This window comes from Serratia sp. C2(1) (assembly GCF_036352655.1).
Classification (GTDB): domain Bacteria; phylum Pseudomonadota; class Gammaproteobacteria; order Enterobacterales; family Enterobacteriaceae; genus Serratia; species Serratia inhibens.
In genome coordinates this window covers 780,017-806,326 of sequence record NZ_JAZFBA010000001.1, presented here as the reverse complement: position 1 = coordinate 806,326, position 26,310 = coordinate 780,017, and the positions used below count along the sequence as shown (strand labels likewise).

At 59.7% G+C, this 26,310-nt stretch carries 24 protein-coding genes, 1 pseudogene and 1 riboswitch; of the genes and pseudogenes, 12 read left to right on the top strand and 13 right to left on the bottom strand.

All coding sequences use genetic code 11. The annotated features are described in order from the left end of the window. Window positions 1-3: 3 nt before the first annotated feature. Window positions 4-831, bottom strand: a complete 828-nt coding sequence (locus V2S86_RS03715) for a DMT family transporter (protein WP_330761280.1) — start codon at window positions 829-831, stop codon at window positions 4-6. A 74-nt stretch (window positions 832-905) separates the two neighbouring features. After that, window positions 906-1,811: a transcriptional regulator GcvA gene (gcvA, locus tag V2S86_RS03710; RefSeq protein WP_330763151.1), complete on the bottom strand. Its 906-nt coding sequence runs from the start codon at window positions 1,809-1,811 to the stop codon at window positions 906-908. 188 nt (window positions 1,812-1,999) lie between these two features. Between gcvA and V2S86_RS03705 the strand changes: the two are divergent. Both V2S86_RS03705 and V2S86_RS03700 read left to right on the top strand, forming a co-directional pair. Next, window positions 2,000-2,104 (top strand): annotated as a pseudogene (locus tag V2S86_RS03705) (AraC family transcriptional regulator); the annotation flags it as partial. 94 nt (window positions 2,105-2,198) lie between these two features. Beyond that, window positions 2,199-2,897: an RluA family pseudouridine synthase gene (locus tag V2S86_RS03700; protein ID WP_330761279.1), complete on the top strand. Its 699-nt coding sequence runs from the start codon at window positions 2,199-2,201 to the stop codon at window positions 2,895-2,897. Window positions 2,898-3,015: 118 nt separating this feature from the next. Here the strand turns inward: V2S86_RS03700 and V2S86_RS03695 are convergent, their stop codons facing one another. The 5 genes from V2S86_RS03695 to V2S86_RS03675 all read right to left on the bottom strand — a co-directional run bounded on the left by V2S86_RS03695 (window position 3,016) and on the right by V2S86_RS03675 (window position 7,704). Beyond that, the gene (locus V2S86_RS03695; RefSeq protein WP_119804501.1) at window positions 3,016-3,555 is read right to left on the bottom strand and encodes a DUF2058 domain-containing protein; all 540 of its coding nucleotides are present in this window, start codon (window positions 3,553-3,555) and stop codon (window positions 3,016-3,018) included. Window positions 3,556-3,637: 82 nt separating this feature from the next. Further along, window positions 3,638-4,438, bottom strand: coding sequence for a hypothetical protein (locus V2S86_RS03690; protein ID WP_330761278.1), 801 nt, complete (start codon window positions 4,436-4,438; stop codon window positions 3,638-3,640). Window positions 4,439-4,450: 12 nt separating this feature from the next. Then, window positions 4,451-5,278 carry an acid phosphatase gene (locus tag V2S86_RS03685; RefSeq protein WP_330761277.1) on the bottom strand — a complete coding sequence of 276 codons (828 nt, stop codon included), beginning with the start codon at window positions 5,276-5,278 and terminating at the stop codon, window positions 4,451-4,453. A 58-nt stretch (window positions 5,279-5,336) separates the two neighbouring features. After that, window positions 5,337-6,170: a MipA/OmpV family protein gene (locus tag V2S86_RS03680; RefSeq protein WP_330761276.1), complete on the bottom strand. Its 834-nt coding sequence runs from the start codon at window positions 6,168-6,170 to the stop codon at window positions 5,337-5,339. A 511-nt stretch (window positions 6,171-6,681) separates the two neighbouring features. Further along, window positions 6,682-7,704, bottom strand: a complete 1,023-nt coding sequence (locus V2S86_RS03675) for a DUF1254 domain-containing protein (protein WP_330761275.1) — start codon at window positions 7,702-7,704, stop codon at window positions 6,682-6,684. Between the two features lie 265 nt (window positions 7,705-7,969). Here V2S86_RS03675 and V2S86_RS03670 point away from each other — a divergent pair, with 265 nt between their 5' ends. Further along, a complete protein-coding gene (locus V2S86_RS03670) occupies window positions 7,970-8,650 on the top strand; it encodes a Crp/Fnr family transcriptional regulator (protein WP_330761274.1) in 681 nt (226 codons plus the stop codon). 120 nt (window positions 8,651-8,770) lie between these two features. Here V2S86_RS03670 and V2S86_RS03665 read toward each other — a convergent pair whose 3' ends face one another. Beyond that, window positions 8,771-9,823 carry a LacI family DNA-binding transcriptional regulator gene (locus tag V2S86_RS03665; protein WP_442996142.1) on the bottom strand — a complete coding sequence of 351 codons (1,053 nt, stop codon included), beginning with the start codon at window positions 9,821-9,823 and terminating at the stop codon, window positions 8,771-8,773. Window positions 9,824-10,027: 204 nt separating this feature from the next. On the opposite strand from V2S86_RS03665, the gene V2S86_RS03660 reads away from it, so the two are divergent. The 4 genes from V2S86_RS03660 to V2S86_RS03645 all read left to right on the top strand — a co-directional run bounded on the left by V2S86_RS03660 (window position 10,028) and on the right by V2S86_RS03645 (window position 15,264). Continuing rightward, window positions 10,028-11,056 carry an ABC transporter substrate-binding protein gene (locus V2S86_RS03660; RefSeq protein WP_330761273.1) on the top strand — a complete coding sequence of 343 codons (1,029 nt, stop codon included), beginning with the start codon at window positions 10,028-10,030 and terminating at the stop codon, window positions 11,054-11,056. 107 nt (window positions 11,057-11,163) lie between these two features. Continuing rightward, complete coding sequence (locus V2S86_RS03655; protein WP_330761272.1) at window positions 11,164-13,392, top strand: ABC transporter permease; 2,229 nt, start codon at window positions 11,164-11,166, stop codon at window positions 13,390-13,392. Then, window positions 13,389-14,450: an ABC transporter ATP-binding protein gene (locus V2S86_RS03650; RefSeq protein ID WP_330761271.1), complete on the top strand. Its 1,062-nt coding sequence runs from the start codon at window positions 13,389-13,391 to the stop codon at window positions 14,448-14,450. The genes V2S86_RS03655 and V2S86_RS03650 overlap by 4 nt, the downstream gene beginning before the upstream one ends. 25 nt (window positions 14,451-14,475) lie before the next feature. After that, window positions 14,476-15,264 (top strand): inositol monophosphatase family protein, encoded by a 789-nt coding sequence (locus tag V2S86_RS03645; protein ID WP_330761270.1) that lies wholly within the window; start codon window positions 14,476-14,478, stop codon window positions 15,262-15,264. 93 nt (window positions 15,265-15,357) lie between these two features. Here V2S86_RS03645 and gap read toward each other — a convergent pair whose 3' ends face one another. The 4 genes from gap to V2S86_RS03625 all read right to left on the bottom strand — a co-directional run bounded on the left by gap (window position 15,358) and on the right by V2S86_RS03625 (window position 19,284). Continuing rightward, window positions 15,358-16,368 (bottom strand): type I glyceraldehyde-3-phosphate dehydrogenase, encoded by a 1,011-nt coding sequence (gene gap, locus V2S86_RS03640; protein WP_330761269.1) that lies wholly within the window; start codon window positions 16,366-16,368, stop codon window positions 15,358-15,360. An 80-nt stretch (window positions 16,369-16,448) separates the two neighbouring features. Beyond that, window positions 16,449-17,423: a GlxA family transcriptional regulator gene (locus V2S86_RS03635; RefSeq protein ID WP_330761268.1), complete on the bottom strand. Its 975-nt coding sequence runs from the start codon at window positions 17,421-17,423 to the stop codon at window positions 16,449-16,451. Window positions 17,424-17,500: 77 nt separating this feature from the next. After that, window positions 17,501-18,235 carry an SDR family NAD(P)-dependent oxidoreductase gene (locus V2S86_RS03630; RefSeq protein WP_330761267.1) on the bottom strand — a complete coding sequence of 245 codons (735 nt, stop codon included), beginning with the start codon at window positions 18,233-18,235 and terminating at the stop codon, window positions 17,501-17,503. 26 nt (window positions 18,236-18,261) lie between these two features. Then, complete coding sequence (locus V2S86_RS03625) at window positions 18,262-19,284, bottom strand: LLM class flavin-dependent oxidoreductase (RefSeq protein WP_330761266.1); 1,023 nt, start codon at window positions 19,282-19,284, stop codon at window positions 18,262-18,264. A 159-nt stretch (window positions 19,285-19,443) separates the two neighbouring features. Then, window positions 19,444-19,546: riboswitch (TPP riboswitch) on the top strand. A gap of 62 nt (window positions 19,547-19,608) precedes the next feature. On the opposite strand from V2S86_RS03625, the gene tenA reads away from it, so the two are divergent. Genes tenA through V2S86_RS03605 form a run of 4 tightly spaced genes read left to right on the top strand, consistent with a single transcriptional unit; the run spans window position 19,609 to window position 22,752 of the window. Then, a complete protein-coding gene (gene tenA, locus V2S86_RS03620) occupies window positions 19,609-20,289 on the top strand; it encodes a thiaminase II (RefSeq protein ID WP_330761265.1) in 681 nt (226 codons plus the stop codon). Further along, a complete protein-coding gene (locus V2S86_RS03615; protein WP_330761264.1) occupies window positions 20,286-21,026 on the top strand; it encodes an ABC transporter ATP-binding protein in 741 nt (246 codons plus the stop codon). The genes tenA and V2S86_RS03615 overlap by 4 nt, the downstream gene beginning before the upstream one ends. Continuing rightward, complete coding sequence (locus tag V2S86_RS03610) at window positions 21,023-21,790, top strand: ABC transporter permease (protein WP_330761263.1); 768 nt, start codon at window positions 21,023-21,025, stop codon at window positions 21,788-21,790. The genes V2S86_RS03615 and V2S86_RS03610 overlap by 4 nt, the downstream gene beginning before the upstream one ends. Window positions 21,791-21,816: 26 nt before the next feature. Next, complete coding sequence (locus V2S86_RS03605; RefSeq protein ID WP_330761262.1) at window positions 21,817-22,752, top strand: ABC transporter substrate-binding protein; 936 nt, start codon at window positions 21,817-21,819, stop codon at window positions 22,750-22,752. Window positions 22,753-22,822: 70 nt separating this feature from the next. On the opposite strand, the gene V2S86_RS03600 is transcribed toward V2S86_RS03605, so the two are convergent. Then, window positions 22,823-23,554 carry an ABC transporter substrate-binding protein gene (locus V2S86_RS03600; RefSeq protein WP_330761261.1) on the bottom strand — a complete coding sequence of 244 codons (732 nt, stop codon included), beginning with the start codon at window positions 23,552-23,554 and terminating at the stop codon, window positions 22,823-22,825. A gap of 423 nt (window positions 23,555-23,977) precedes the next feature. Between V2S86_RS03600 and opgB the strand changes: the two genes are divergently transcribed. Further along, window positions 23,978-26,281, top strand: coding sequence for a phosphatidylglycerol--membrane-oligosaccharide glycerophosphotransferase (opgB, locus tag V2S86_RS03595; RefSeq protein WP_330761260.1), 2,304 nt, complete (start codon window positions 23,978-23,980; stop codon window positions 26,279-26,281). The last annotated feature ends 29 nt before the right edge of the window (window positions 26,282-26,310 follow it).

Sequence of the window (26,310 nt, the reverse complement as noted above, 5' to 3'; positions counted from 1 at the left end):
CGATTAACCCATCATCAGCGTACCGGCGGCGATGACCGTGCACGCCAGCACTTTTCTCAGCGTTAACGTTTCGCCGAGAAACAGATAACCCAGTACCGCGGCAAACAGCACGCTGGTTTCGCGCAACGCTGAGACTACTCCCATGGGTGCGCCCATCATGGCATAAATGATGATGCCGTAAGCGAGTAGCGAAACCAGACCACCCGCCGCCGCCTGGAGTACACCGGGTCGCCGGCGCAGTAGACTTTTACTGTCCCGCAGCACGATATAGAGTGCCGGCATCAGCACACCCCATAATGCGCTCATCCACAGGGTATAGGAGAGCGCGTTGCCGGACACGCGCACGCCCATACCATCCACCACGCTATACGCGGCGATAAAAGCGCCCGTTGCCAGGGTATATGGCAGACCCGGCAACGCCAGTTTTCCCCCTTTCACGGCAAGCATCAAAATACCCGCGGAAACCAGCGTGATGCCGCCAAGCGCGTTAAATGCAATGTTTTCCCCGGCGAATACTGCCGCCGCACAGGTCACCATCAGCGGCGAAGAACCGCGCGCAATCGGATAGGTTTGCCCGAGATCACCGCATTGATAACTGCGTACCAGACACAGGTTATAGCCAACGTGCAGCACAGCTGAAAGCAGCGCATACTGCCAACTGGCGCCGGCAGGCAGTGGCAGAAACGGCACGATTACGGCGCAGACAAGAGCAATCGTCAGACACATAATGGTCATCGACCACAACCGGTCAGTACCGCTGCGTAATAAGGTATTCCAGCCGGCATGCAGCAGGGCGGCGAATAACGTAAGCAAAATAAGGTGTCCAGGCATGTGCGGATACTAAACAGCGCACGCCCGGATTAAAAGTGAAGTGTCGTCATCGAGGCATGAGCAAATACTCATGCTTAACGATAACTGAGCTGCGCCTGTTGTGATTCCGCCAGGAGCCAGCTACGGAATTTTATGATGTGTGGCTGCGTTTCGATGCCTCTCGGGCAGACCAGGTAATAGGCGGCCGGAGAAGGAAAAGGAACGTCAAAGAGCCGCACCAGGCTGCCATCGCCGATCTCTTTTTCAACGTGTCCGCTGCGCGCCAATGCAATGCCCTGCCCCAATAACGCGGCCTCTATCGTCATATTGGTGTCGGCGAAGCGTACGCTTTCGTGCAACACATCCGTCTTTATGCCGTTCAGCTTAAACCAGACGTCCCATTTGGGCACCAGATCGGCGCCGTCACGCGTCAAAAGCGGATAGCGCAACAGTTCGGCAGGCTCAGCCGGTGTACCAAAGCGCCGTAATAGTGCCGGGCTGGCAACCGGAAATAGCTGCTCGCGGAACATGAACTCCGTGTGCAGCGCGGGATAATTACCGTGACCAAAACGGATCGCCACATCGGCATCTGTGCCGGCAAAGTTAATGGCTTTATCCGTGCTTTCCAGGCTCACCAGAATCTCCGGATGCAAACGCGCCAAATCTGGCAGGCGTGGCAGCAGCCACTTCAGCGCAAAAGAATAGGTGGTGTTAACGCGCAATCGTACCCGGCCATTTTGCTCGCGAAGATCGGCAAGCGTTGTTTCCAGCTTGCTAAAGAATTCGCGCACAAGGGGGGCGAGCGCAGCGCCTGCAGGCGTCAGGCTGAGGGTTTTACCGCGCTCAAAAAGCGGCAGGCCCCAGATTTCCTCCAGATTTTTCAACTGATGGCTGACCGCGCTTTGCGTAATAAAAAGCTCCGCCGCGGCTGAAGTAAAGGTAGTGTGGCGGGTGGCGACTTCAAAAGTGCGCAGCGTGGCTGTTGGGGGGAGATCGCGCATCATTCCGTTCCTGTTAATGAGCTAATGCTCATAACAGGATATGTCGCCCCCTCGGCAAAAGATACGGCGACGACGCGATAAGTGACGTAAGCCGGAATATGGCGGCAATCGCCATAGGAAAGCTATTCGCTCTCAAGGCGTGATAGATACGCTTGCAGACAGCCCTGCCACTAATTCGATCCCCGCCAAAACTGGGGTATGAGTCCGTTAATGCCTTCATAACAATGTTCAGGAAGGCGATGGGCAGCACGCCAGCGCACTATTTTTCCGAGCGAAAAACAGGGGCTCACTGACCGGCTCGCGCTAAACCGGCAGGCGAATAGCCGGATTCGCCAGCCGGTTTAAAATTGGTTATCATCCGCTCCCACTCTTCATCCGGGTTGCCTGATGTCCAAGATTATCGATACCTTTATTGCCCCGCCGTGCCATGACAAGATCGAAAATCTCTATCAGGACGATCACCTGGTACTGATCAACAAACCCGCCGGGCTGCTCAGCCTCTCGGGCAAAAATCCGCAAAATCTGGATTCGGTGCATCATCGGCTGGTACAAATATACCCCGGCTGCACCCTGGTCCACCGCCTGGATTTCGGTACTTCCGGGCTGATGGTGATCGCCCGCGATAAGACGATAAATGCCGCCCTCTGCCGACAGTTCAGCCAACGCACTGTGACCAAAGTGTATAGCGCACTGCTCTGCGGGCATCTGGACAACGACGAAGGGGTGATAGACGCGGCGATTGCCAAAGACCCGGCACTGTTCCCGCTGATGTCGATTTGCGCAACCCACGGCAAACCCGCGCGTTCCCGCTATCGGGTCGTTGAACGCTTTTATCACGAGCTGGAAGACGGGAGGTTACTGCCATTGACGCGGGTTCGGTTAATCCCGGAAACCGGGCGCACTCATCAACTTCGCATCCACTGCCAGCTGTTGGGCCACCCTATTTTGGGCTGCGATCTGTATGGCGGCCGCCTGTTGCCAGGCACCGAACGGACTCCGCGGCTGATGTTGCACGCCAGCGAGCTGCACTTCGTTCATCCCATTGGCGAAGAGCGGATCAAAGCCCATAATGCCAGCCCGTTCTGAACGCGAAAGTTTTATCACGATACCGCCGCGAAAACGCCCCGGCGTGGCGCCAAAGCGTATCCGCAAACACTTAATCAGATGACGTTATTCGTAAACCCCGACAGCGGCAACGTGTTAATTACCACATCAAATCATCGGGCACTTTAAAATCGGCATACGGATCTTCTTCATCCTGCTCTTCCTGACTCAGCGCACTGTTTAATACGATACTGTTCGCATCTCGCTGCGCAATTTTATCGGCGACGCTCGCGGGGATAATCGCGTATTCACTCCGGCTACCGTTATCAACAACCAAACGAGCGATGGCGAGACGGCCACTAATCAGCTGAGCTTGAGTAAGCTTATCCACCATGATTTTTTTAATTAAATTATTATCGGTGAAGTTAAAACCAATATCGCCTTTTGAAATGTCGATTCTGTTCATTTCAATAAGCTGCTTCACCTGCGCTTTATACTCTTTAGATAAAGCCGCTTGTTTTTGCTGTTCGCTTAGTTGTTTGTCACGCTCAAGCTGCGCTTTTTTATTTTCTTCCACGGCCTCTCTGGCCTCACGCGCCTGCACGCGTGATTTCTTAGCCGTTTTTTGGACTTTGGCCACTTTTTTGCTGGTCACCAATCCCGCTTTTAGCATCTGCTCTTGTAAGGTAAGTTTTGTCATCTTCGTTTCTAAACCCGTTGAATAATTTACGGGATTATACCTGTAATTCGGTCGCCCGAAACTGTTGGTGGTATTGGCGGCCTCAGAACCTGCCGTTCATCCCCACTATCGGTCCCTGCTGTACCACGTCATACACAAAACCGTTATGACGATAATCGACCCCCATGGCCCGGTATCCCGCCACGGCTGAGAAACCGGGTGTAAACTCCCAACTCACCAGCGCCGCCGCATCCCAGTCCAATCGGGACTGCCCGCCACCGGCCAATCCCCAGGCCGAAAGCCTGACGCTTGGCGTCAGCGCATAGTGGCCGCGCAGGCCCGCAACGCCATCCACCCAGGTAGCCCGGTCACTGCCCGACGCCCCATCGATCACCCCGCCCTGAAAATGCAAGCTGGTGCTGCTGTACCACACCCGAACTCCGCCGGTGGCATCAAGGCGAGCGTCGCCCTCCTCCAGCAAGGTATATCCGCCGCCGAGGAAGCCGGACACCGTCCGGCTATCCACTTTCAACCGTGACGCCGGCGCCCCATCCGGCAGGCCGTTACGCGCCGTGGTGTCGATGAACATCAGGTCCACCAGCAGGCTATAAGGCCCTTTGCGGGCTTCCCCCATCCCCATCACCGCGATATCGAGGTCACGGGCAAGGGCAGAGAAATCCGTTTTCATAAATTGCGTGCCCGTTGACCGATGGCCGACATCTCCGCGAATACCTGCCGCCCACAGATAAGGAGAGAGGGTGAACTGCCACTCCTCCGCCGGCTGATAGGCCGGTGGCGCCGCTTGGGCCGCCACAGCCGGGAGACCCAAAACGCCAGACGCCAAAAGCGCCGCAGGCAGAGCCCGCCAGGCGAGTCTGTTTTGCACCTTGTCACTGTTCATCATGCCATGCTCTTCTCAGTGCATACTCAAGGAGAGTGCGACACGTTCAGCCGCGCACTCCTCGGTGGGTTTCGGGTTCGCTTTGCTGGCGTCCTGCACTTCACGCTTGGCGGCGGCCAAATCTGCCAGGAAAGCCGGGTTATCATGCAGCACGGCGACCGTGGCAGCCCCCATGATGCGCCCTGCATCCACATCGCTCTGCCAATGCGCATTGCAGACCACACGGCTCTGACCAAACGCCAGACCGCGCGCCAGCAACTCGGTCGCCCGCGCAGGCTGCACCTCGGCCAGCACCAATCCCCAGGCCCAGCCTGCCGCCGAGTGGCCGGACGGCCAGGAGCCGTCGGTACGCAGCACCGGCTCCATGTCTTTGCGACAGGTTCCCTCGTCATGCTGCACAAACGGGCGAGTCCGGTTATACGCGTTCTTTCCCGCATAGGTTGAGCCACCCGCATCCGTCAAAACGTGTTGCATCAGAGCGTAAAGGTGCGGCGTCGTTTTCTCGTTAATATCGGTGCCCAACGCGCACGAGAACGATGTTGCCGGTGCCGGGAAGGTCAACTCGGCATCCGTTGCCGCCAGTTTTTCACGGGCAGACCCACGTAATGCCAATGCCGTCCGCCGCGCCTCTTCATCGCGTGCGAATGCCGCAGAGTCCGATTTTGGCGGTGCTCCGAGCAGGGCCAAGCGCACCGGCAGGCTGGCCGGTTCAAGGTAACCCGGCGCCAGCTTGAAATGCGGGTCCGTTACCGTCGGCCCGGTATCGCTCGCCACCGCCAGGCAGGAAGCCAACAGCCCGGCCAACGGCGTTATCAGGTACAGAGGGTGGCATGATTTTTTCATTTAATGATGGTCTCCAGAGTCGGTTGCTGCCGCAGAGGGCAAAGCGCTATCGAGGCACTCAGAATTGGTACAGCGCATTCAGGTAGAAGCCCGCCCCTACCGTCTCATCCGTCAGCGGGCTGCGACGTGCATCCGCCGTCAAGGCGTACAGCTTCATCCCACCCTGCAGGGCGATATGGGGCTGTAACTGGACGGTCAGACCGGTTTTTAACGTCACATTCCGCATGCCGCCGCCGGCATGATATTCGCTGAAGCCACTGCGCTCTGCCTGCTCTCTCGTCACCCCAAAACGCGCCATCATGTCGTCTCTGTCGCTCCAGGTCCCGTACAGCGCGGAATCCAGCGTCAGCGAGGAAGACAGCGGCAGCGAGTAATCGGCCCCGGCTTCAAGGTATGCCGTGTGCCCCAGATCCTCGCCGCCGTAGTCGCGGCTGCGGGTCGCCTGCCAGCCGCGGACGAACAACCGGCCGGCCGGCAGGCGCCAATAGGCTTCCGCACCGATCATCGCGGTGCCGTCCAGATCGCCCATTCCCTTCAGGTGGCTATTGCTGCCCCCCAGGGTACGGATTTTTTCCTTGCGGCCCATGTCATAACCCGCCAGCAGCGCCAGCCCCAGGGAAGAAGACCCCGGCAGGTCCCAGCGCAACCCCTCAGGAAAGCCCGCCGTGAAGGTTCCCCAGCTCTGCGTCGGCATCACCGCCTTCGCCGCCAGAGAGGGGAAAGCGGCATAACGCGAGGAGCCTTCATACAGCGGGCTCACCGCCACCCCACCGCCCAGTGTCATACTCGGGCTCGCATCGGAAGCGGCCTGTACGGACAACGGCAGCGTGGCCATCAGCGCAAAGGCGGGAAACCCGAGCGCTTTATACATCCTGTTTTTTTTGCTTGTCATCTCTCTTTGTTCCTTTCTCAATTGTCGTTTTTATCCTGATTCATCGGCATGCTTAACCTCTATCCGGGATATATTCCCGTCATCCATTCCCTTGACCGGAAATAGGTTTTGGCTAATTACTTTTTTATTTTTTCAGTCATGGCATAGCCAATCCTATGGCTGCGAATAATCCCCCTGCCCGGAAAAGGGCGCAAAAAACCCCGGTGCGCGAGAGCCTGTTTAAAAGCCCCGCACAGCTGGAAAAATGTGTTATGTCTCGCACCGCTTGCCGAAAAGTGCATTTCGACAAGCCAAAGGGTCGATTGAAACAGAAAAGCGGGTGAAAATACGCCTCACTTCCCGCGCCCATCATTACCGAACCTCATGTCCAGAGACGGCTTTATCCCTGCTGCCCATCTCTGTTTCTCCCTGAGGTATTTTTAATACAGATTTTTCTTACCTCTAATTGTGTCAAACGACACAATTGGGTGAGAAAAAGTAAAAAAACATGTCAGGGAAAGCGCCGGGCGGATCACTGCGGCTGTGGGAAGCGCCATTGCCCCTTCAGGATTTCGTCGCCAGGCTGATAAAGCCTGACCGTGTAGTTCCAACCGGGCATCGTCGGCAGACAATTCGCAATCTTGCCGTCGCACCCCCCAAATTGGATCACAATCGAACCATCATCGCTTTTTTTGGCGGTAAGGTTATTTAGCGAATAGGCGTCATACGGGTTTTTCTCGAAGTAACCCTCGGCGTTATACACGCTCACGGACCAGAAACTCTTAACCGGAACATGCCCGACCTTGAGCCGATAAAGGGTTTTCCCGTCATTTTTCGGCATCACGCCGCCGAGATAAATGGCGTCCTTGCTCGGATTCCCTCCCCATCCGGATGCCGTCGCAATCAGGTGCTGAATGGGATCGACCGCGCTCTTGGTACCAAAGGCCTGGTTGTAGTCGGGGAGCGTCGCACCGAGAACCAGCAGGGCATCGCGCATCTTTTTCTGGCTCGCCGGATCCCATTTCGGTACGACGAATTCCCCTACCCGATCCTGGCTGACCTTGATGGCATCCTGTAGCGCATGCACCTGCTCAACGTCTTTGCGATCGGCAGGATCGACCAGTGTACGGATAGCGACAAAAACGTAACGCGTGCCGACCTCCTCCTTCGTCAACCTATGGCGACCGGCACCGTAAAAAACGGCGGGCACGTAGTGGTCTTCGTTGACCACCAGCATCGACATGAATCGGTTACCGGCCTCCGGCAAGGTGATCGTAACCGGACCGGCATCGAGATCGAACACCGCACTCGAATACAGCGTGTCCCGATTCATGCGGATGACGCTCTGCGCGTTTATGGGAATCGGTTCGCGGCTATGCACAAACCGCCCCAATCCGCCGTCCGCCACCGTATTGCCCATGTACAGATCGGACTCGGCACGGACAAAATTATCGACACCGACCGGTACCGCCTCACCGGAAGATGATTGCGCACTTGCGCTCCCCAAGGTTGCCAACGCAAGTGCAACGCTACTGGCCGTGGATAGATATGACATTTAACCCCCTGATGATATGAAAATTGATGCAGTTTCCCAGTTTCAAACTTTTCTTATTCGTGGCTCGATTTCTACCCGCTGGCAGGTCTTGGAATGACCTTTGCTGAGGGTTACCGTGGGATAACCCCAACCAGGCGAACGCCATGCCCGGCGACGGCTTTATCTCTGTTATCCATCGCTATTTTTCCCGAGCCACTTTTAATACAGATTTTTCTTATATAAAATTGTGTCAAACGGCACTATTGGGTGAGAAAAAGTGAAATACATGACCCGTGCAAACGCTGAACGCATCATCTGTGAACGCGGTTGGCTGGCGCAGATGCCCGAAAATTTCAGGGAAGGTTTGCTGCAAAAGGCGCAGCTTCTGAAGTTCGAACCGGGACAAGTCATCTTTCGTCCTGGCGACCCGGCGGGCGGTATCTATGGGCTTGTCGCGGGAACGGTGATCGTGAACACCGCTCCGCTCGATTCGACACCGCGTCTGATCCACATTGCCGTGCCGGGTGGGTGGACGGGCGAGGACTGCTTCATGACGGGGCAACCCCGGCGGATAGAGTTGGTGGTGAAAAGTGAAACCTGGTTGATGCACGTCCCGCTGAAAACCATGGAGCAGATGGCGCTCGCGGATCCGAGCTATATTCGCGCGTTCGGCGTTATTTCGATTATCGCGTCCGATTCGCTGCTGAAAATTGTGCATAGCCTGCAAAAAAAGAATGTCAGCGCCAGGATCGCCTCCGCGCTGCATCGCATGACCTGGTCGACCACCGCCCCCATGCCCGTATCGCAAGAAAATCTCAGCATCATCACCAATACCTCCCGGAAACAGGTCAACAACGCGCTTCAACGCTTTGTCGAGGCTGGCTGGGTTGAAATCGGCTATCGCGCCATCACCGTCATCGACCCTGCCGGGTTGCGACAATTTGCCGAACAGGACCAGACGGACTGACAGGCTTTCTCTCCGCCTGGCGGGGGGTGACGGCCATCAGCGATGACCTGACGCCGAAAGCCCGAGCATCGCAAAACATGTCTGGAACCCAAGCCGAGCGGGGGCGTCATAGCGCCGCTCTCAGCCGCCGCGAAGGGTGCCGCGCCAAATAAAGTCGGCATGGTACAACCGCGTTTCGCCCGGGACTTCCTGCCCCAGCGCGGGCGCCATGCTCTCTTCGCTCTCCTCTTCCGCCGCCAGCCACGCCACCGCATCCCGGGCGAACTGTTCCACCGGTTGGGTAAAGGTGGTGAGGTTGTAGGATGACCAGCCCGCTTGCGGGATATCATCGAACCCGGCCACGCAAAGATCTTCCGGAATACGCAATGCAAAGCGATGGCGCGCTTCATCCATAAAACCGCAGGCCAGCAGATCGGTGACGCAGAACACCGCATCGGGCCGCTCCCGGCGGGTTAACAGCCGGTGCGCTAAAATTTGCCCGCTCTCATACGACGTGGTGCCAAAGCGCTCGACGCTCACCGCCAGCCCCGCAGCTTCCGCCGCCCGGAGAAAACCGCGCTCGCGCGCCATCAGGCTTGGCGTGCCCGCCAGCGAGTTGGCAAAGGCGATCCGCCGGCAACCGGCGCGGGCAAACGCCATCACCACCATGCCGGCCGCCTCTTCGTTATCCAGGTTGATGCTGAGCGAACCCGGTAGCACGTCGTTACGGTTAATCAGCACCAACCGCTGGCCATGCCGGTGGCACAGGCGGGCGATGGCGCTGTCCGGCATGCCGGAGAGCACAAAAGACGCATCGGCGCGGAAGTTGATCGCCTGCTGCAACGCCTGGGATACGCTGTCGTCGGAACGATCGGTGTTAATCAACATGGCGATTTTTCCCGCCTCCTGCAAATGCTGGGTCAGCAATCGCACCAGGCTGGCCCGGTAAGGCGTCGCCAGTTCGGACACGATCAGGCAGACAATGCCGCTGCGATTGCGCACCAATCCCCGCGCCAAATGATTGACGTGATAGCCCAGCTGTTCCGCCGCCCGCATCACCCTTTCGCGGGTCGCCGCCGAGACGCTGGCCCCGGGCGTATAGGTGCGCGACACCGCCGATCGGGACACCCCGGCCAACTCCGCTACATCTTTGGCACTGATCATTGCCTTGTCTACCGCCATGGTTACATCCATCCGTTACGCATTGCGAGAAAGTTTGCCGCACTTTGCAAAGCTGTGCAAATTTATTGCAGAAAATTTGTTTCATTTTTGTGACGAATAGGTTGAATTGTTCTATATCGCAATTGACAGCACAATTTTTATCCTCTAGTTATTTGCACACACGTGCAAAAAAATGGCGACAACGTATCGCCACCCTACACAAACCAGGAGAATACCATGCATCGAGTCACCCTGATGGCGGTCCTCGCCGCCGGCTCCGCGCTCTCGGCCCTGCCGGCCCACGCCGCCGGCAAACTGAACATGATCTGCTCCGCCGATGTCGTGGTCTGCGAACAGATGACCACGCTCTTCGAGAAACAGCACCCGGATGTCAACGTCAGCATGGTGCGCCTGTCCGCCGGGGAAGCCTATGCACGCATCCGAACCGAAGCGCGTAACCCGCGCACCGACATTTGGTGGGCGGGCACCGGCGATCCCCATATGCAGGCCGCCAACGAAGGCTTGACCCAGCCGTATAAATCGCCGCTGCTTGACCAACAGCACGACTGGGCGCGCAAGCAGGCGGAAAGCGCCGACTACCGCACCGTGGGCGTTTACGCCGGTGCGCTGGGCTGGGGCTACAACACCAAGCTGCTGGCAGAGAAAAAACTCAAGGTCCCCGCCTGCTGGGCCGATCTGCTGGATCCGGCATACAAAGGCGAGATCCAGATGGCCAACCCGAACTCCTCCGGTACCGCTTACAACACCCTCGCCACGCTGGTGCAGATCATGGGGGAAGACAAGGCCTTCGATTACCTGAAAAAACTCAACGCCAATATTTCGCAGTACACCAAATCGGGCTCCGCGCCGGTTAAAGCGGCGGCCCGCGGCGAAACGACGGTAGGCATCGTCTTTATGCACGATGCGGTGGCGATGCAGGTCGATGGTTTCCCGGTGAAGGCCATCGCCCCCTGCGAGGGTACCGGGTTTGAAATCGGCTCCATGTCGATTGTCAAAGGCGCACGCAACCTCGCCAATGCCAAGCTGTGGTACGACTGGGCGCTCGGCGCCGAAGCTCAGTCACACATGAAAGACGCCAAATCCTTCCAGCTGCCGTCAAACCGCGAAGCGGCGATCTCGGAATATGCACCGCGCTTCGAGAACATCAAACTGATCGACTACGACTTTAAAACCTACGGCGCCACGGAAAAACGCAAAGAGCTGCTCAGCCGCTGGGATAAAGAGATCGGCGCCGGCGCGCAGTAATTCCCGCCCATTCCCTCTCGCACTTTCTGCAGTTGTCGGTAAACCGGGCGTGGCAAACCGCGCCCGCACGGCATGCAGAGAAGGAATCATGAACGATCGAGGTTACGATGAATGCTCAAAACCGCCGCGTAGACGTGGCTCTTGTGCTGGGCGCGCTCGCATTGCTGCTGCTGCCCTGGTACAGCCAGGAAGCCGGATTCTTCGACTTCAGTTGGCTGAATACGCTGTGGCAGGATCGCGAAAGCGCCCCCGCGCTGTGGCAAATCCTGGTTTTTCAACGCCCGTGGCTGGCTATTGCCCTGCTGTTGCTGCTGGTTTGTTCGCTGGGCCGCCTGTTGCCGGTGGGCCGGCTGCGCTCGCAATTACTGATGTCCGCCGCCGCCACCGGCATCCTCTTCCTGCTGTTTGAAGGCCACGCCATCGGTTACGGCGGCTGGAACTGGCAATGGAGCGAGCAGCTGTTTGGCGCGCTCGGCGATGGCCAACCCGCCTTTGGCGCCGGCGCCATTGCATTGCTCACCGCGTTTTTGCTGCTGTTCTCTTTTGGGCTGGCCGAGCGCGGCGTACTGAAAGGCGACGCCTTTGTGGTGTCCTCGATTGTGCTGCTGGTCGCGTTGGTCAGCACCTTCGTGCTTTATCCGGTACTGAGCATGTTCGTCGCCTCGGTGCAGGACGCAGACGGCGCGTTTAAACCGGACGGCCTGATCGCCAATATGCAAGATCCGGCGATCTGGAGCCTCGGTTGCCTGAACGGCGGCAGTTGCGGCACCGCCTGGCGCACCCTGTGGCTGGCGTTGATGACCGCCGGCGGATCGACGCTGCTCGGCCTGGCCTTTGCGCTGGCCGCTACCCGCACGCCGCTGCCGTTCAAGAAAGGGCTGCGCCTGCTCAGCGTGCTGCCGATCATCACGCCGCCGTTCGTCATTGGCCTGGCGCTGATGCTGCTGTTTGGCCGCTCCGGCATCGTCACCGAGCTGCTTTCCACCCTGTTCGGCATCGAGCCGGGGCGTTGGCTGTATGGCCTGACCGGGATCTGGATTGCCCAGGTACTTTCTTTTACCCCCATCGCCTTTTTGGTGCTGATTGGCGTGGTGGAAGGCGTCAGCCCTTCGCTGGAAGAAGCCTCGCAAACGCTGCGCGCCAACCGCTGGCGCACCTTCCGTTACGTTTCGCTGCCGCTGATGGCACCCGGTCTGGCCAATGCTTTCCTGATCAGTTTTATCGAAAGCATGGCGGATTTCGGCAACCCTATGGTGCTCGGCGGCAGCCACGGCGTGCTCTCTACCGAGATCTTCTTCTCGGTGGTGGGGGCGCAAAACGATCCGAGCCGCGCGGCGGTGCTGGCGATCATCCTGCTGTGCTTTACCCTCAGCGCCTTTGTGTTGCAGCGCCTGTGGCTGGCAGGCAAAAGCTTCGCCACCGTGACCGGCAAAGGCGATTCCGGCATGCACTGCGGCCTGCCGCGCGGGCTGCGCTATGGCGTCTACGGGCTGGTGATCCCTTGGGGCCTGTTCACGCTGGTGGTTTACGGCATGATTTTAATCGGCGGTTTTGTTCAGTCGTGGGGGCTGGACAACAGCCTGACCCTGGCGCATTACACCCGCGCATTCGGCTTCCAGTGGAGCGGCGGCCAGATCCTCTGGACCGGCGTCGCCTGGAACTCGTTCTGGACCACCCTGGAAATCGCGCTGATCGCCGCGCCGCTCACGGCCATCGTCGGCCTGCTCACCGCCTGGCTGATCGTGCGGCAGAAGTTTGCCGGCCGCCAGACCTTCGAGTTTATGTTGATGCTCAGCTTTGCCATTCCCGGCACGGTGATCGGCGTCAGTTACATCATGGCGTATAACCTGCCGCCGCTGGAAATCACCGGCACCGCCCTGATCCTGGTTGCCTGCTTTGTGTTCCGCAACATGCCGGTGGGCGTGCGCGGCGGCATCGCCGCCATGAGTCAACTGGACCGCAGCCTGGATGAGGCGTCGCTGACGCTGCGCGCCGGCAGCTTCCGCACCCTGCGCAAGGTGATTTTACCGTTGTTGAAACCCGCCATCAGCGCAGCCCTGGTCTATGCCTTCGTGCGGGCGATTACCTCCATCAGCGCGGTGATTTTTCTGGTCAGCGCCCAGTACAACATGGCCACCTCCTACATCGTCGGGCTGGTCGAAAACGGGGAATACGGCGTGGCTATCGCCTACTCCTCCGTGCTTATCGTGGTGATGCTGGCGGTGATCCTCACTTTCCAACTGCTGGTCGGCGAACGTCGCCTGCGCCGCGTATCCCGTATCGCCACACCGCCGGTGGCCTCGCCGCCGGCTTTACAACAGGAGACTGCCGTATGACTGCCATTCGTTCCGGGTCGGTGGTGTTTGAAAACGTCACCAAACAGTTTGCCGACTTCACCGCCCTGCCCGGCCTCTCGCTTACCGTCGAACCAGGCACGCTGGTGACGCTGCTCGGCCCCTCGGGCTGCGGCAAAACCACCACCCTGCGCCTGCTGGCCGGCCTGGAGCACCCGACCACCGGGCGTATCCTGATCGGCGGCAAAGAGGTGACCCATCTGCCCGCCAACGAGCGCGACGTGGCGATGGTGTTTCAATCCTATGCGCTGTTCCCGCATATGAACGCGCTGGACAACGTCATGTACGGCCTGCTCGCCAGCAAGCTGCCGCGTAAAGAGGCGCAGGATCGGGCGCATGAAGGGCTCAAATTAGTCGGGCTGGAAAACATGGGCAAGCGCCTGCCCGCCGAGCTGTCCGGTGGCCAGCAGCAACGCATCGCGGTGGCGCGCGCGCTGGTGCTGGAACCGCAGGTGCTGCTGCTCGATGAGCCCTTATCCAATCTTGACGAGCGGCTGCGGCGCCGCGTGCGCACCGAGATCCGCGATTTGCAACAGCGCCTCGGGTTCACTGCGGTGTACGTGACCCACGATCAGGAAGAGGCACTGGCGGTGTCCGATAAGATTATCGTCATGAAAGAAGGGCATATTGCCCAGCAGGGGGCGCCGCAAGAGCTTTATCACTCGCCCGCGTCGGTGTTTATCGCCGATTTCATGGGCGAGGCCAATATCCTGCCCTGCGACATTGAACGGGTAGACGGCGGCGAGGCGTTGATCAGTCTCGGCAGCCGCCAGTATCGGGTACCGGGTGCCAAAGCGCGCCCCGGCGCCGCGCAACTGTCCGTGCGGCCGCAATTCATTACTTTGCATGCGGAGCAGAGCGGTGCATTGAACGGCGAGGTGACCCACAGCACCTGGCTCGGTGACCATATCGAGTATGAAGTGAAAACCGACCTCGGCGCCCTGTTTATCGTCGATGTGCAGATGGAACGCCAACTGGCGCCGGCCACGCGCGTGGCCATTGATTTCAAACCTCAGGGGCTGGCGCTGATTGCCCAGTGACGGCCCGCAACGTTAAGGATCAGCTATGAACGAACAAATCTCCCGGCGCCTGGCGCTGGCCGAACGGGTGGCGCGCGAGGCGGGAGCCAAGGCGCTGGACTATTTCAACCGTCGCGAAAGCCTGGTGATCGAAACCAAACGCGATGCGCAAGATGTGGTGTCGATCGCCGATCGTGAAGTCGAGCTACTGATCCGCGGGCAGATCGCCCAAGAGTTCCCGGACGACGGTTTTCTCGGTGAAGAGTTCGGCCTGCAACCCGGCGGCTCGGGCTATCATTGGGTGGTCGATCCGATTGACGGCACCAGCCCCTTCGTCAACGGCATGCCGAACTGGTGCGTGTCCATTGCCGTCATTTGTCAGGGCGAGCCGGTGATCGGCGTGATCATGGCGCCCTGCCAACAGGAATGCTTCGTCGCGGCGCAAGGCGCGGGCGCCACGCTCAATGGCAAAGCGCTGCACGTGGATCCGGCGCGCACCTTGCAAAACCACATCACCGGGTTTGGTGCCAACAGCTATGTGGCGCCCGAACGCGTCGGTGAAATCGCCGCCGAGATCACGGCGGTCGGCGGCAATTTCTTCCGCAACGGTTCCGGCGCCATGATGCTGGCATGGGTGGCCGCCGGGCGGTTGGTCGGTTATTACGAACCTTATATGCACGCCTGGGACTGTCTGGCGGGTTATTGTCTGGTGAACGAAGCCGGCGGCTGGACGCATCCGTTTAACGCTCAAGGGGAACAGCTGTTGCGCGGCGCGCCGGTGCTGGCGGTGGCCCCTGGGGCCAAAGACGAGTTAATGCGTATCGCGCGGTTATGATACTGCGCTGAAAAAAATCGTCCCCTGAGGGGACGATTTTCTGGCATCTGACATAGCGGGCGCAACATGCTGCGCCCCTGCTCCGGCAACCGGCTACAATCCGCGTTTTTCCATCAGCAGCGCGAGATCGACCAGGCGGTTGGAGAACCCCCATTCATTGTCGTACCAGGCGAGGATCTTGACCAGCTTGCCGCCGATAACCAAGGTAGACAGCCCGTCGATAATGGACGAACGCGGGTCGCCTTTATAATCGCTCGACACCAAAGGTTCGTCGCTGTAGCCAAGGATCCCCTTGAGCTGCCCCGACTCCGCCGCCTGGCGGAAGGCGGCGTTGATTTCTTCGCTCGTCGCTTCGCGTTTCAAGGTCACCGTTAAATCAACGATAGACACCACCGGGACCGGCACCCGCAGCGAGTAGCCGGTCAGGCGGCCATCCAGCTCCGGGATCACCTTGCCGAGCGCTTTGGCCGCGCCGCTGGAGTAAGGCACAATCGACTGAGCGGCAGCGCGCGCGCCACGTAAATCTTTTTCCGGCTGATCGTGCAGCGCCTGGCTATTGGTGTAGGCGTGGGTGGTGTTCATCAGGCCGTATTCAATGCCGAAGCTTTGATGCAACACCTGCGCGGCAGGCGCCAGCCCGTTGGTGGTGCAACTGCCGTTACTGACCACCCGATGCCTGGCCGGATCGTAATCCTGGTGGTTAACGCCCATCACGATGGTGATGTCGTCGTTTTTTGCCGGCGCCGAGATGATAACGCGCTTGGCGCCGCCTTTCGTGATGTGCACTTCGGCCTGGCTTTTGTCGGTAAAAAAGCCCGTCGCTTCGATCACGATGTCGACGCCGACGCTGTTCCACGGAATTGCGCCCGGATCTCTTTCAGAGAAAACGTGAATCGGTCTGCCATCCAGCAGCAGCTGGTTTTCACCGGCCTCGACGCTGGCGGCCAAGGTGCCTGACAGCGAGTCGTATTTCAGCAGATGCGCCAGGGTTTTGCTGTCGGTCAAATCGTTGATCGCGACTACCTGAAAGTCACTGCGCCCTAACGCCGCACGTAAAACATTGCGCCCGATTCTGCCGAAACCGTTAATGCCTACTTTGACCATGATCTACTCCTTCGTTATTGTCTCTGCCTGCCAATCTAGCCGGGAGAGACGCTTGGCGTAAATGACGTTTACAGATCAATTTACGCCAAATTGCGGGAATGAAAACGATCGCGGTACTCGGTAGGCGTCAGCTGCAGGTTTCTTTCGAACACGCGCCTCAGGTTGAGGCCATTGCCGAAGCCGGTGGTCACGGCGATATGCTCGATACCTTCCGCACTCTGCTCCAGACGCTGCCTGGCGGTATGCAAACGCCCTTCTTCGACGAATTTGGCGGGGGAAATACCGGTCTCGCGGGTGAACACGCGCGTAAAGTTTCGCGGGCTCATGGCGACCCTTTCGGCCAGTTTCTCAACGGAAAGATCGCCGTCCAGGTTTTCCAGGATCCAGGACTGGAGATCGCGGATCGGGCCAGGCGTTTTGGCCTGATTCAACGGATAGCGGCTGAACTGCAACTGGCCGCCGGGGCGGCGAAGAAACATCACCAGATCTTGCGCCACTTCGCGCGCCTGAATAAAACCGTAATCGTCTTCAACCAGCGCCAGGGTGAGATCGAAACCGGAGCTGACGCCGCCGGAGGTCCAGACCGGCCCGTCCTGAACGTAGATCGGCCCGTTTTCGACCTTCACCTTCGGGAAACGAGATTGCAGGGTATCCAGCAAGCGCCAGTGCGTCGTCGCCCGGCGTCCTTCGAGCAAACCGGCTTCGGCAAGCAGCAAGGCCCCGCCGCAAACGGAAGCGATGCGGCGTGCGTTGGGGGCGGCGCGGCGGAGCCAGCCTGCAACAAACGCGCCTTCTTCCTCGGTCGCCCCTTTTCCGGTGACAATGACAGTGTCACGTTTCTGTTCAGGGTCGAGATCGGCAAGGCGATGATCGGCCAGCAAATTCAATCCGGACGACCCATGCACCACCCGATGAGATTGCGTGGTAGCGACTTCGATCCGATAAAGCGGAGCGTCGTTGGGCCTCAAGCGGTTGGCTTGCATCAGGATGTCGGCGATACCCGCCGACTCAAACAGCATGCCCCCTTCGGGGACGATAATCAGAAATGTATGCATGGCCTTAAAATACAATTTGAGCAAAATAAGTCAACAACGCGCATTTCATGCCACCCTGGCCGCCATCGATTTTCCGCTCAGGATATCGCCAGAGCAACGCCGGTAACGCGTTCGAGTACCGCCAACAGCGCATCCTGAAAAGCCGGATCGCGCGCGGCGGCATGCGGCTCCAGGCGGCGCTGGTGATGCCAATAACCGCCGGAAACGCCGGCCTGCGCATCTGCGCGGGTCACCAACCACTCCTGCGTCAGGTGCCCCAGGCGCAGATCGTCGGGGGCGTTTTCGCCGCCCATCTTGGTCGGCACCCAACCGGGATCGACCGCACTGCTGACCACGTCCGGCCAGCGGCGGGCCACGGCGGCGGCGAGCGCCGTCACCCACAGTTTGCTGTCCGAATAGGAGACGGGGGTGCGCCCACTCCAGTCCACTTTTTCGAGCGCCGCGCGACCGTCGAAATGCATGCTGCTGCTCAGATATACCAACCGCGCCGGGCGAGCGATAAGCGCCGTCAACAGATAAGGCGCGATCACGTTGACCGCCAGCACCTGCGGCCCGGTGAAAACGCCGGCATTGTGAATGACCGCATCCGGACGTCCGATGCGGTTCACCTGTTCGGCCACCTCTCGGGTCTGCTGCAGATCAGACAAATCGCCGGTGACCGCCAGCGCGCCGCGGTCCAGCAAATCGCGCACGCCGTGGAGCCGGCCCGGCTCACGCGCATGAACGATCACCTGATGGCCTTCGCCCAGCAGGGTTGCCGCCGCCGCGCGCCCCAACCCGTCCGCCGAGCCGGTAATGAAAATACGAGACATGGCCTGCCTCCTTTATTGTTGAGACATCAACGCCAGCCCAGCGCCGGGGCGACATGGGTGAGGATCGACTCAATCACGTGCGCGTTGTAATCGACGCCCAACTGGTTAGGCACGGTTAACAGCAAGGTGTCCGCTTCGGCAATGGCTTCGTCCTGCGCCAGCTGTTTGATCAGTTCTTCCGGCTCGGCGGCGTAGCTGCGGCCGAAAATCGCCCGGGTTTGCTGGTCGATATACCCGACCTGATCGCCTTCCTTGCCGCTGCCGCCGAAGTAGCTGCGATCCTGCTGGTTCATCAGCGCAAAGATGCTGCGGCTGACCGACACGCGCGGCTCGCGCGGGTGGCCCGCTTCTTTCCAGGCGGCGCGGTAAGCGCGGATCTGCTTGGCCTGCTGAATGTGGAAAGGCTCGCCGGTTTCGTCGTTTTTCAGCGTCGAGCTTTGCAGGTTCATCCCCAGTTTTGCCGCCCACACCGCGGTGGCGTTGGAGCTGGCGCCCCACCAGATGCGGTCGCGCAGGCCGGCGGAAAAGGGTTCGATGCGCAGCAGCCCCGGCGGATTGGGGAACATCGGCTGCGGGTTCGGCTCGGCGAAGCCCTCACCGCGCAGCGCATCGAGCAGCACCTCGGTGTGGCGACGGGCCATATCGGCCTCGGTCTCGCCCTCTGCGGGCGTATAGCCAAAATAGCGCCAGCCTTCGATAACCTGCTCGGGCGAACCGCGGCTGATGCCGAGTTGCAGCCGTCCGCCTGAAATCAGATCGGCGGCTCCGGCGTCTTCCACCATATAAAGCGGGTTTTCATAGCGCATATCAATCACGCCGGTACCGATCTCAATGCGTTGGGTTTTGGCGCCGACGGCGGCCAGCAGCGGGAACGGGGAGCTGAGCTGGCGGGCGAAGTGATGCACGCGGAAATAGGCACCGTCCGCCCCGAGCGCCTCTGCAGCGACTGCAAGATCGATGGATTGCAGCAGCGCATCCGCCGCAGAACGAGTACCGGACTGTGCCGAAGGCGTCCAGTGACCAAAAGAGAGAAAGCCGATCTTCTTCATGGGAGTGTTCCTCAGAGTCAACGTTACCGGATTACAGTGCAAAAATGCCGCCGCCGGTGCCAGAAAAATCGTCGCGAATCGCACTAAACGAACCAATTGCCGCCCCCGCCGATCCCCCTCGCCCGAGCATTGTAATCAAAAAGCAAATATCGTATAACAGGCTCCTCCGAGGGGTGTCCTGTTACGGGCTGAGATGGCGCAAGCCGAACCCTTTGAACCTGATCTGGGTCATGCCAGCGAAGGGACGGGTCGGCAATCACGCTCTCGGTCATTGCCTGTTCATACCTCAGCGCGCCCGGATCTCCACTCACTTTTGGAGGTCCCATGTTTACTCCCCTTTTCGATAACGGTCTTTACGGACGGCTGCGCCAACAGGCAGGCGCGGACTGGCAGGACTACGTTGCCCACCCTTTTATTCGGCAACTGGCCGCCGGCACGCTGCCTGAATCCGCATTCCGCCGCTATCTGACCCAGGATTACCTGTTCCTGATCCATTTCGCCCGCGCCTACGCCCTGCTGGTCAGCAAGCTACGCACGCTGCCGGAGATGCGCGCGGCCACCGCTTCGCTCAATGCCATCGTCGCCGAACTGCCTTTGCACCTGGCTTACTGCGCCGGTTGGGGGCTGGGCGAACCCGAGATTGCCGCCGAACCCGAGGCGACGGAAACCCTGAACTACACCCGCTATGTGCTCGATATCGGCCACTCCGGCGATGCGCTGGATCTGCTGGCCGCGCTGATGCCTTGCGTCGCAGGCTATGCCGAGATTGGTCTGCGCCTGCTTGACGACCCGGCGACGGTGATGGAGGGCAATCCTTACGCCTCGTGGATCCGCAACTATGGCGATAAAAACTATCTGGCCGGCGTGCAGGCGGCTCTCGATCTGCTGGAGAGCGTGGGCCACCAGCGTGGCGCAGAAAGCCGCTTTGCCGAGCTTGCGGAGATTTTCACCACCGCCACCCGGCTGGAGTCCGCCTTCTGGCAGATGGGGTTGAACGCCTCATGAGTGACCGCATCGCGCCGCCCGGCATTCAGGTGCGGGATCTCAGCCTGCGCTTTGGCCGGCAGGTGATTTTCGATCGGCTGAGTTTCGATATTGCCGGCGGCAGCGTTGTCGCCCTGCTCGGCGCCAGCGGCACGGGCAAAACCAGCCTGCTGAAGATTATCGCCGGGCTGATGCTGCCCACCGCCGGTGAAGTGACCGGCAGCGATGGCCTGCCGATAGCCGGCCGCATCGCCTATATGGGGCAAAAAGACCTGCTCTATCCGTGGCTGACCGTCGCCGAAAATATCAGCCTCGGTGCGCGGCTGCGCGGCGAAAAAGCCGACCGGGAATGGGCCGGGCATCTGCTCGAGCGCGTGGGGCTGAGCGGTTACGCCAAAGCCCTGCCCTCGGCCTTGTCCGGCGGTATGCGCCAGCGCGCCGCCATCGCACGCACGCTGTATGAACGCCAGCCGATTGTACTGATGGACGAGCCCTTCTCGGCGCTGGACGCCATCACCCGCGCCATGATCCAAACCCTGGCGGCCGAGCTGCTGGCGCAGCATACCGTACTGTTGATTACCCATGACCCGATGGAAGCCTGCCGTCTGAGCCATCGCCTGCTGGTGCTTTCCCGCTACCCCGCCGGCATTGACGATACGCATGTCATCGGCGGCCTGCCGCCGCGCGCGCCGGACAATCCCCATCTGCTGAAAAGCCAGGGCGAACTGTTGGCGCAACTGATGAGGGCCGCCGAATGACGCTACGGGTTGAAAACCGCCTGCCGCGGGTGCGCCGCAGCCTGACGGTGTTCGCTGGTTTGTTGCTGCTGTGGTGGCTCATCACGTTGGGAGATATTCCCGCTTTTTTGCTGCCTTCGCCTTCTGCGGTAGCGCAGGCGCTGTGGAGCGGGCGCGCCTATCTCGCTTATCACACGCTGATCACCGCCTCGGAGATTGCCTGCGGGCTGGGGATTGGGGTGTTGCTCGGCGCGGCGCTGGCGCTGTGCATGATCTATTCACCCCGGCTGCAACGCTGGCTGATGCCACTGGTACTGACCAGCCAGGCGATACCGGTGTTTGCGCTGGCACCGCTGCTGGTGCTGTGGTTCGGCTTCGGCATGAGCGCCAAAGTGGCGATGGCGGTACTGGTGATCTTCTTCCCGGTCACCTCCGCGTTCTTTGATGGGCTGCGCCGGGTCAATAACGATTATCTCGATCTGGCCCGCACCATGGGCGCTTCCCCCTGGGCACAACTGCGGCATGTGCGGCTGATGGCGGCGCTGCCGGCCTTTGGTTCCGGGTTGCGCATGGCCGCCGCCGTCGCCCCCATCGGCGCGATTATCGGCGAATGGGTCGGCTCGGCGGAAGGGTTGGGCTACGTGATGCTGAACGCCAACGCGCGCATGCAGACCGACGTCTGCTTTGCCGCGCTGTTTATTCTGGTGCTGATGACCGTCTTGCTGTGGATGACGGTGGATGCGCTGCTGCTGCGCCTGATCGCCTGGGCGCCGGAAAACGACTGATAACTTTTTAACGACTGGGGTAAGAAATGATCAAGCAAACCTTCTGCGGGCTGATGCTCAGCGCCGCTCTGGCCGGCAATGCTGCCGCCGCCGAAAAACTGACGCTGGTGCTCGACTGGTATATCAATCCCGATCACGCACCCATCATGGTGGCCGAGCAAATTGGCGCCTTCAAGGCCGAAGGCCTCGAGGTCAAGATTGTGTCCCCTTCCGATCCTGCGCTGCCGCCGCGCCTGGTGGCGGCAAAACAGGCCGATCTTGCCATCACCTATCAGCCGCAATTGCACTTCTTCGCCGATCAGGGCCTGCCGTTGGTGCGTGTAGGCACCCTGATTAACTCGCCGCTCAATACCCTGATGACACTGGATAAAAGCATCACCTCGCCGGCGGATCTCAAGGGCAAAAAAATCGGCTATTCCGTCAGCGGCATCGAGCAGGCCACGCTGGCCACCATGGCCAAACATGCGCATCTTGACCCGAACGACATGAAGCTGATTAACGTCAATTTCCAACTGACCAGCGCCCTGCTAGCGGGCCAGGTCGATGCGGTGATCGGCGGTTATCGCAACATTGAAGCGCTGGAGCTGAAACTGCAGGGGAAAAATCCGGTGGTGTTCAACGTCGAGGACTACGGCGTGCCGGCCTATGACGAACTGATCATCGTCGCCAACCGCGACGCGGTAGCCGAGCCGAAGATCAGGAAATTCCTCGCCGCGCTGAAAAAAGGCAACGATTACCTGCAGGCTCACCCACAGGAAACCTGGCTGGCCTTCGCCAAAACCCATCCGGAGCTGAACACCGAACTGAACAAGCAGGCGTGGCAGACAACTTTGCCGCTGTTCGCCACCGATCCGGCCAGGCTGGACACCGCGCGCTACCAGGCTTACGAACAGTTCCTGTTCGACAATAAGCTGATCAAGAAAATCACCCCGGTGGCGCAATACGCCGTGGAACTGCATTAAGGGTTATTCGCGGGGGGGGCTGTCTGCAGCGCCCCTCCCCTTGAACCACAAAAACCCGTTGCCAACCGCCTCACGCCGCTGGCGCCACCGTCACATCGCCCTGGCCGCTGCGCTTGAGCGCCTGCTGCACCAACCCGCTGGCCTTGCATCTTTCCACAAAACAGCGCACATAGGCTGCCCCCTGCTCTTTACCACGCGGCACCGCCATCGCCTGGTGAATCGCGGTAAAGTGCCCGTCCAGCACCCGGTAGCCCGGGTTCGCGGCAGCGGCGGCAAGCAGCGGTTGACGCACGCCCGCAGCGGCGTCCAACGCTTGCTCGAAGAATAAGGTGATCGCGGCCGGCGAGGTCTCCGCACGCACCAGCTGCGCCTGCTTTAAGGTGCGCGACAGGTACAGGTCATAGGCCGCGCCCTGGCCCACCGCAATGCGTATGCCAGGCCTGTCGAGCTCGGCAACCTGCCGATAAGGCGCCTCCTGCGCCACCAGATAGGTGCCTTCAATAATGACGTAAGGCGCACTGAAAGCGATTTGCTCCGCCCGCACCGGTTCGATGGCCATAAAGGCGACATCCCAGGCGGCGGTTTCCAGCGCGGCGAAAACCTTGCCCGCCGCATCATAGGTCACCAGCTCCAGCGCCACGCCCAGCTCATGCGCCAACGCACCGGCCAGCGTGACCGACACGCCTTGCGGTTCCCCCTCCGGCCCCCGTTGCGCCAGCACCGGATTGCCTAAATTGATCGCCGCGCGCAGCACGCCCTGCGGCGCCAAATCATCCAGTACGGTGGCGGAAATGCTCTGCATGTTTTCTCCTGAACAGGTTAATGCGCCTCGCCGGTCTGCAATCAGCGCCATTCATTAAGGGTAGAGCCAAATGCCCGGCGAGCAATATTTCAGCGCCCCACGCCTCTCAGAAGTGACTATGGTCACAATATTGTCACAAAATTGTTCATTCACCCCTGGCCGCCACCCCGCGGTGCAAACGCGCATTGACCCTGGCGCGTTCAATGCGCTATACCCGTCATACTTCGAGCCGCAGGGGCGTTGGCTGCCTTCACTCACCCGAATCACTTACCTGAGTAAGCTCATCGGGACTCGTTCAGTGACCGCCTTCCTGCAACTCGAATTATTTAGGGTGTATACCCTTCCTTTTTCGCGCTGCGACAGGGCCAGCAGCCTTTGCCAGGGCAGTTAAGATTTTCTTTTTCATCAGACAGGGTACGGTGGATGGTTTCAGCATTAGTTTCGTTTGCACTTTTTTTAGCCTCAATCTTGATCTACCGGAACAAGGCCGCCGCCAACCGCTGGTGGCTTTCCATTTTGCTGATCCTGCTGGGCAGCTATCTGATCCTCAACGTTATTCTTATCGCCAGTAACTATTTTACCGGCGACGGCATCACCGATGCGGTGATCTACACCCTCACCAGCAGCCTGAAAGGAGCCGGGGTCAGCAAATACGTGCTGCCGTTTATCGGCCTGCTGGCGGTACTGGCGCTGATTTTTGCCGTGCTGGCCTGGAGCCTGGTGCGGCACAAAGCGAAAAGCAGCAGCGTGGTTTACAGCGTGATCGCCGTGTTGTTGGCGCTGTTCTCCGTCGGCACCACCCCGGCTTTTCAGGATATTTCGCTGCTGCTCAGAAGCCAGATTACCGGCGACACCGCCGATTTTTACACCTACTACAAAGCGCCGAAAAAGAGCCTGCAGGGCAAAGCGCCGAACCTGGTGTACATCTATGCGGAGAGCCTTGAGCGTACCTATTTCGACCCGGAAATCTTCCCCGACCTCGCCGACGAGCTGAATCGGCACCGTGAAAACGGTATCGACTTCAGCAATACCCAGCAGTTGCCCGGCACCGGCTATACCATTGCCGGCATGGTGGCTTCGCAGTGCGGCATTCCGCTGTTCGCCCCGTTCGACGGCAACGCTTCCAGCGCCGTTTCCACCTTCTACCCGGAAAACGTCTGCCTGGGCGACGTGCTAAAAGCCGCCGGCTACGACAATTATTTCTATCAGGGGGCCGAACTGGCCTTCGCCGGCAAAGACACCTTCCTGAAATCGCACGGTTTTGACCATGCCTACGGCTACAAGGAATTGCGCGAGCAGGTCCGCGATGCGGGTTACAAGAATGACTGGGGCTGGTACGACGATACCGTGCTGGACGTGGTTTTCGACAAGTTCGTCGAGCTGTCGCAGCAGAACAAGAAGTTCTCGCTGTTTGCGCTGACCGTGGACACCCACCATCCGGATGGCTTTATCTCCGCCGGGTGCAGTAAAAAATCCTACCGTTGGCAGAACAAAGAGAACCGTTCGCTGAGCGCGGTGGCCTGTAGCCAGCAGCATATCGCGGCCCTGATCGACAAAATCAAAGGGTCGGCGTATTTCAAAAACACCGTCATCGTGGTGTCCTCCGATCATCTGGCGATGAACAACACCGCCTACGACATTCTGACCAAACAAAAACGCCGTAACCTGTTCTTTATTATCGACGGCAGGCAGCCGCAAAGCGCGCAGCATAACGAAAAGCGCAGCACGCTGGACAACGGCGCCACTGTGCTGGACGTGATGGGCGGCGACAACTATATCGGCCTCGGCCGCAGCAGCCTGTCCAGCCCTACGCTGGCTACCGTCTTCCTGAATATCGAAGAAAAAATCAACGGTTGGAAACCGGCGGTGGTGAAGCAATGGGGCTTCCCGAACAGCATCTCCGACTACCAGTTGGATACCCAGCGCAACAGCTTCACCTTCTCCGGCATTACCTTCAAGGTGCCGTTTATCCTCAAGGTGACGGACAATAAAATCGAACCCATGTTTAACGTCTATCTTTCCACGCCGCTGAAAAAGCAGCTCGCCGGCCTGGGGGCGGGTGAAAAGTTTGTCTGGGTAGATAAATGCTATGAGATTGGCCGGGTGTGGGCGCCCGAACTGGCGCTTAGCACCGACACCTGCGTGGCCTCCGGCAATCTGGCCGCTCCGCCGCATATCGTGCAGGCCAAGGGCGGCAGCTACCGCGGTAAAGTCAGCTTTACCGAGCCCGCAGCGGACAGCGTTGCCGCCTACCAAAGCGCCGTCGACAAACTGAAAGTGGACGACGCCGCCGTTAAATATCAGGCGGACGCCATTGCCTTTATGCTGCCGGGCATGCCGCAGCAGGTGAAGGCCATTACCGGCGTTTCCAGCGTCGAGGATTGGGGCCGTTGGTCGGACGCCAACCTCGCGCCGGCGGTGAACATCGACTATGTCGCCCCGCTGCCGCCGACCTTCGATCTGGTGCTGCGCGCCCGCGCCTACGGCAAAAACGTCGGCGCGCCGATCTCGGTGCGCGTGGGCGACGAAGAGCAGTTCGTGTCGCTCGGCGAGCAGGACACCACCGTCACCCTGCGCTTCAACAACCCCGCCGGCGCGCAAAACATCAGCATCACGCCACCGTCCCCGACCGAACCGCAGGAAGGTGCCAGCGGTGGCTTTACCCCGAAAAAACGCGGCATTGGCCTGGTTTCGCTAAAGGTGGAACAGGCCGAACCGGCCTCCTGATCTCAACGCCGCAGCGGCAGCCCTGCCGC